Source organism: Moorena sp. SIO1F2, assembly GCF_010672755.1.
Taxonomy (GTDB): domain Bacteria; phylum Cyanobacteriota; class Cyanobacteriia; order Cyanobacteriales; family Coleofasciculaceae; genus Moorena.
In genome coordinates, this window is the sequence record NZ_JAAHFV010000392.1 from 1 (window position 1) to 5645 (window position 5645).

8 protein-coding genes are annotated in these 5645 nt (G+C 44.1%); 4 read left to right on the forward strand and 4 right to left on the reverse strand.

Features of this window, described 5'->3' with window-relative positions:
* Positions 1–92: 92 nt before the first annotated feature.
* From F6J94_RS29070 to F6J94_RS29080, 3 genes are all read right to left on the reverse strand, one after another.
* The gene (locus tag F6J94_RS29070) at positions 93–1070 is read right to left on the reverse strand and encodes an NAD(P)-dependent alcohol dehydrogenase (RefSeq protein ID WP_293046763.1); all 978 of its coding nucleotides are present in this window, start codon (positions 1068–1070) and stop codon (positions 93–95) included.
* Between the two features lie 69 nt (positions 1071–1139).
* On the reverse strand, positions 1140–3959 hold the full coding sequence (locus F6J94_RS29075; RefSeq protein ID WP_293046764.1) for an NACHT domain-containing NTPase: 2820 nt from the start codon (positions 3957–3959) through the stop codon (positions 1140–1142).
* 23 nt (positions 3960–3982) lie between these two features.
* On the reverse strand, positions 3983–4108 hold the full coding sequence (locus tag F6J94_RS29080) for a hypothetical protein (protein WP_293046765.1): 126 nt from the start codon (positions 4106–4108) through the stop codon (positions 3983–3985).
* 83 nt (positions 4109–4191) lie between these two features.
* Between F6J94_RS29080 and F6J94_RS29085 the strand changes: the two genes are divergently transcribed.
* The 4 genes from F6J94_RS29085 (at position 4192) to F6J94_RS29100 (ending at position 5181) form a co-directional block, all read left to right on the forward strand.
* Complete coding sequence (locus tag F6J94_RS29085; protein ID WP_293046766.1) at positions 4192–4440, forward strand: AbrB/MazE/SpoVT family DNA-binding domain-containing protein; 249 nt, start codon at positions 4192–4194, stop codon at positions 4438–4440.
* A complete protein-coding gene (locus F6J94_RS29090) occupies positions 4437–4727 on the forward strand; it encodes a type II toxin-antitoxin system death-on-curing family toxin (protein ID WP_293046767.1) in 291 nt (96 codons plus the stop codon). Before F6J94_RS29085 ends, F6J94_RS29090 begins: the two co-directional genes overlap by 4 nt.
* Complete coding sequence (locus F6J94_RS29095) at positions 4728–4862, forward strand: hypothetical protein (protein WP_293046768.1); 135 nt, start codon at positions 4728–4730, stop codon at positions 4860–4862.
* A 106-nt stretch (positions 4863–4968) separates the two neighbouring features.
* Positions 4969–5181 (forward strand): hypothetical protein, encoded by a 213-nt coding sequence (locus tag F6J94_RS29100; protein ID WP_293046769.1) that lies wholly within the window; start codon positions 4969–4971, stop codon positions 5179–5181.
* Here the strand turns inward: F6J94_RS29100 and F6J94_RS29105 are convergent.
* Entirely contained in the window at positions 5159–5503 is a 345-nt protein-coding gene (locus F6J94_RS29105; RefSeq protein WP_293046770.1) for a hypothetical protein, read from the reverse strand. The genes F6J94_RS29100 and F6J94_RS29105 overlap by 23 nt on opposite strands.
* Positions 5504–5645 lie beyond the last annotated feature (142 nt).

Sequence of the window (5645 nt, forward strand, 5' to 3'; positions counted from 1 at the left end):
CCTACTCCCTACTCCCTACTCCCTACTCCCTACTCCCTACTCCCTACTCCCTACTCCCTACTCCCTACTCCCTACTCCCTACTCCCTACTCCCTACTCTTCCAACGTTATTACTACTTTACCTCTCGCGTGTCCTTGTTCAAGATATCTGATAGCTTCAGGCACTTCACGTAAGCTGTATCGTCTATCGATAACAGGTGCTATTTTGCCAGTTTCAATAAGCTCTTTGATAAACACCAAATCCTTGTTGTTTGGTTCCATAAACAGGGACACAATTTTATTACTTCCGGTCATGGAAATCCATGGTCCTAGGAACATAAGTTGGAAAAGTTGAGCTGTGGAACCTCCGACGAAGACATAAATTCCGTTGGGAGTTAATATATTCTTGTAATCCAAAATGGAACGATAGGCCGCAGCATCAAGAATTAGGTCATAATGCTGACCATTTTTGGTGACATCTTCTTGAGTGTAATCAATCACATGGTCTGCACCAATGGAGCGCACCATGTCTAAATTCCTGGTGCTGCACACCCCAGTCACTTCGGCCCCGAAGGATTTGGCAATCTGCACGGCAAAGGTACCGACACCACCAGAGGCACCGTTAATCAAAACCTTTTGCCCTGACTGAATCTGCCCTTGGTCCCGAAGACCTTGCAGGGCGGTGAGTGCTGCTGCCGGTACTGCTGCCACTTCCTCGAAGGTGATACTGGCGGGTTTCAAGACTAATGCACTTTCCCTGGCACATACATACTCGGCAAAACCCCCGAAACCATGGTCGGATAGGTTCCCGAATACTTCATCACCTGGCTGAAACTGCTTTACGTTTTTGCCAATGGCTTCAACCCGCCCTGCTATGTCTGCTCCCAGTATCTGGTTTTTTGGTTTTAGGAGTCCAAAGCCCATGAGGCGGATCAAGAAGGGTTCTCCTCTTAGTAAATGCCAGTCACCTGCATTGGCGGATGCGCTATGAATTTTTACTAATACTTCATCCTCCTTAGGGATGGGTTTTTCTATTTCTTTGAGCTGAAGAACATCGGGTGATCCGTATTTTGTGTATAGAATTGCTTTCATAGGTATTTTGGTTAATTGTTTTATTATGTATAGCAATTTTTATAGCTATGATAATTGCTATATACTTGATTACGATGAAAAGCTCGATAATTTGACTAATTCCTTCTGAGCAAACTTCCGCAGTTTAGGATCGGAGTCATGGTCTGCTCTATCCTGCAATAAGGATCGGGTTTGAAAATGGTTAGGATAATATTCGAGGATGGCCTTAAGGGCTGCTTGTCGAGGATTGTCATCCCAGCGTTCCTTACGCTCAAAGGGGTCATGGAGAATGCGATCGCATAAAAATTCAAATAACCAAGGCTGATTGGCCGTAGGCCACGCTACGCGATCGTGCCAACCTTGAGCTAACTGTTCAATTGCTGTAACTCGCACATCCGAATCAGTATCAAAGCGAGCCGATTGTTGAAGTAGGGCGAAGGTATCTCGGTGGTCTTGGTAACCTTGAGCTAACTGTTCAATTGCTGTAATTCGTACCCACGAATCAGTATCAGAGCGAACCGATGCTTGAAGTAGAGGTAAAGTATCTCGGTGGTCTTGGTAACCTTGAGCTAACTGTTCAATTGCTGTAATTCGCAACTCCCAATTAGTATCAGAGCGAGCCGATTGTTGAAGTAGAGGTAAAGTATCTCGGTGGTCTTGGTAACATTGAGCTAACTGTTCAATTGCTGTACGTCGCACCCGCGAATCAGGATCAGAGCGAGCCGATTGTTGAAGTAGGGCGAAGGTATCTGGGTGGTCTTGGTAACCTTGAGCTAACTGTTCAATTGCTGTAGCTCGCACCCGCGAATCAGTATTAGAGCGAGCCGATTGTTGAAGTAGGGCGAAGGTATCTCGGTGGTCTTGGTAACCTTGAGCTAACTGTTCAATTGCTGTACGTCGCACTAACACATAAATATCGGAGCAAGCCAATTGTTGAAGTGTGGCGAAGGCATCTGGGTGGTCTTTGTAACCTTGAGCTAATTGTTTAATTGCTGTAACTCGCAAATCTAGATCAGTATCAGAGCGAGCCGATTGTTGAAGTGTGGCGAAGGCATCTGGGTGGTCTTTGTAACCTTGAGCTAACTGTTCAATTGCTGTACTCCGCACCCACGAATCAGTATCAGAGCGAGCCAATTCTTGAAGTGTGGCGAAGGCATCTGGGTGGTCTTTGTAACCTTGAGCTAACTGTTTAATTGCTGTAACTCGCAGATCTAGATCAGTATCAGAGCCAGCCAATTCTTGAAGTAGGGGCAAGGTATCTGGGTGGTCTTGCCAATGGGTGGCTACTGCTACTACAGCTTTAATGCGAATATCACGGACTAACTTTGCCTCATTTCCATAAGGGTCATAATCATAATCCCATTGATGGAGCAGTAATCGAGAGGATTGGTTATAGAGTTCAGAACGGTCACGAGGCAATTCTTGATTGCGATTCAGGATTGCCATCATGGTTAGTAATAGGGGATTTTGCGCCAGTTGTCGAATGGGGGAGGATGTGTCTATTGCTTTTTGTAAGCGCTCCCGTTTCCTAACTTTATCGGCTTGATCCGTAAAAGTTAAATCATGCCAGTGCTCGATAAAGGTTTGAATTTGTTCCGACTCCAAGTCTTGGAGCATAACATGACAAAATTCAGCATCCCGTAGCCGTTGGGGTTTATAACCAATGACGCGAGATGTCACAATTACTCTTACCTTGGGATAGGTATTGGTAAAGCGATGAATATCCGTAATAACATCTTCTCGTTTCCCTAAATCAAACACTTCATCTAAGCCATCAAACATCACTAAGGCATTACCAGCTTTTAACTGGTCATGAATTTGATGTTGATTGAGATGACAGATCGAGCCACTGCTTTGATGACAGAATTCCAAAAAGTTATTACACTGTCCACTATCGCGATTCCGGATATAGGTGCGTAATTCAATCAGTAAGGGAATTGGTAGAGAAAAGGCAGTAGTTATATCTGTTCTTGCCCACTCCAATGCTAAATATTGCAGCAAGGTAGATTTACCAGAGCCTGGGTCTCCTAAAACCACCAAATACCGATAGCTTTGAGAGTCCTTGATCACATCCAATACCGATTTAATTGGCTGTTGATAATAAAGCTTTTTAGCTTTTTCCAGCTCCTTTTGGTCAATTTCCTGTTCTAGTTGACCACTCTCTCGCAGTTTTTGATAATAATCTTTAGGCAGTTCATGAATCGCCTCTGGCATCAAGTCATGAACCTCTCGCACATTTTGGGGGATAAATATATTCCAGAGTTTTAGTTGATTATAGGCAGAGCCATCGGTATCTAAACTATCTAATTTAACATTACCATAGCTTTCTAGGATTGCTTCTTGATATTCCCTTAAGTCAAAGTCTGGGATAATGCCTGCTGTAGCTTCAGTGTTTTTGGCGATCGCTTCAATATTTTCGAAATTGCGGATAGGCCGTAACTTATCCGATTGCTTAATGATAGTTTGTACTTGCTTGAGATATTGTCTACCAATATACTTCCAACGAAATTCTTCCGGTAATGGTAATAACTTCAGCTCAACCCAAGTCTTGGCTAATGTTTCGGTATCTATTTCTTTACAGCCATAGTTAAACCCACTTCCCAGGATAGCTTTAATGGATTGGTTATTAATATACTGCTTGAGGGGTTTAGTATATTGTTTGACCTCTTGCTTAGATAGGTCAGCAATTTTTAATTCCTTTTCCACTAAAGCCACAAAAGCTTTTAAGGCTTTAAGCAAGAGTTTTTTCTGGGTATCTTGATCCGATAGTCCGGTATAATCTTTGATAGATTCTTTGAAAAAATCTTTAGTGTAGTCTTCTAGAGCGTCTTTGGCCAAGGGACCGATCACTTCTTTGGCAAGATAGCCACCGGCACTAGAAAGTCCCCAAAGTGCTAACCAATCCAGCATGTTATTGGTAGTTGTTGTTTGGTTTATCTATTATTATAGATCCGTAGGGAGTAGGGAGTAGGGAGTCGGGAATCGGGAGTCGGGAATGGGGAATGGGGAATCGGGAGTGACCGATAGCTGTAGAACGGGTATCTTGGTGGAATGGGCATCTTGCCCGTTACAATTTTCCGGCAGGTAGGATGCCCACCCGACTCCTATTAATTCCTTAATTCAGCAACGCCCCCTTTACACTATGTACAAGCTCAAAATTAATAAGATTGGTAATTCCTTAGGGATAACCCTACCTGACGAGATCCTACAACAGCTTAATGTTGGTGTTCGCGTAGCGTGGCCGAAAGGCCAAGGAGATACTGTATTTATCACAGAAACCGCTGATGGTGTTGAAATCACCACAAAAGACCCTGAGTTTGAAACGGTAATGGCAGCTTATCAGAAAGTCAGCAAGAGGTATGAAAATGCGTTGAGGGAGCTGGCTAAGTGAGGGAACCGCTGTGGAGATCGGAAGCTATAGCCAGAGCTATTCATAGTGATCAAATTGCACAACATGGGGGAAGTCCAGGAATTCGGGACGAAAATCTGCTATCGGCTAGTTTAGCCAGACCTAGACATCTATTTGCATATGGTCAACCAACCTTATTTGATTTAGCAGCAGCCTATGGATATGGTTTGGCAAAAAACCATCCGTTTATAGATGGCAATAAAAGGGTCGCTTTCCCAGTGATGGCAACTTTCCTTGAAGTAAATGGATATTCTCTAGATGTCCCATAAATGGATGTTGTGGTAATGATGGAAAGGTTAGGAACAGACCAAGAAAGCCAAAATGCGATTGACGGAACGTCACGCTACGCGATCGCTAAGTGGCTAGAAGCAAATGTCGGTACTTCATTTGATGATCCATACTAACTATGGATCATGTTATGGATCATGCCTAGCACAGGATCGAGCAACATAATCAGGATGAATCTGCCAAGCGGGTTATTGACCGTAATGATACCGATGTCAGCTTTTGATGGATCAGGATAAACGGGTTCAAGGGTCTTGGTCTGTAAGTCCTGATTATGGATTTAGGGGATATCAACGAAGCTCAGAGGCTCGTCCAGGAAGCTCAGAGGCTCGTCCAGGAAGCTCAGAGGCTCGTCCACGAAGCTCAGAGGCTCGTCCAGGAAGCTCAGAACTTCGACCGAAAGCCTTGTTGGAACCTAAGCCTGAGAATTGGCTTTAGCAGACTTATTACGATTAACTTTTTTAAAGCGTTTCCCTAAACTCTCGGCAATGGTTTTTAGACCGGGAGTCCTTTTCGCAGCCGTCTTGATGTAATCATAGACTTGTAGACTGCTGTTCATCGCTTCAGAGCTGACTGCCATTAAGGTATCATCCACCTTTTCAGTTAACTGTCGCAGTTGGAATAAGACATCGGTCAGAGTCACAGCGAGCTGATAGTCCCGTACAAACTCGTCTAGGTCAAAGCTAGCAGGTAGAATTTTGGGGTTAGATTGGGCAGCAGTGAGGCTATTATTCACAAAGGATAGACTTTTTGAACCCATTTTAAACATGTTGCGCTCAGTACAGGACAAAAGTTGCAAAAAGTGCCAGGGAGAGGGTTTGATGGAAATTACCACAAAGACCACAAACCCTCATGGAACAGATTAACCAACTTCGAGCCAAATTGCGACCCCACCTGGGCTG

Bases quoted from the DNA above. Each gene is read 5' to 3' on its own strand.
- F6J94_RS29070 (WP_293046763.1), bottom strand. From the start codon at position 1,070: ATGAAAGCAATTCTATACACAAAATACGGATCACCCGATGTTCTTCAG.
- F6J94_RS29075 (WP_293046764.1), bottom strand. From the start codon at position 3,959: ATGCTGGATTGGTTAGCACTTTGGGGACTTTCTAGTGCCGGTGGCTAT.
- F6J94_RS29080 (WP_293046765.1), bottom strand. From the start codon at position 4,108: ATGCCCATTCCACCAAGATACCCGTTCTACAGCTATCGGTCACTCCCG.
- F6J94_RS29085 (WP_293046766.1), top strand. From the start codon at position 4,192: ATGTACAAGCTCAAAATTAATAAGATTGGTAATTCCTTAGGGATAACC.
- F6J94_RS29095 (WP_293046768.1), top strand. From the start codon at position 4,728: ATGGATGTTGTGGTAATGATGGAAAGGTTAGGAACAGACCAAGAAAGC.
- F6J94_RS29100 (WP_293046769.1), top strand. From the start codon at position 4,969: ATGGATCAGGATAAACGGGTTCAAGGGTCTTGGTCTGTAAGTCCTGAT.
- F6J94_RS29105 (WP_293046770.1), bottom strand. From the start codon at position 5,503: ATGGGTTCAAAAAGTCTATCCTTTGTGAATAATAGCCTCACTGCTGCC.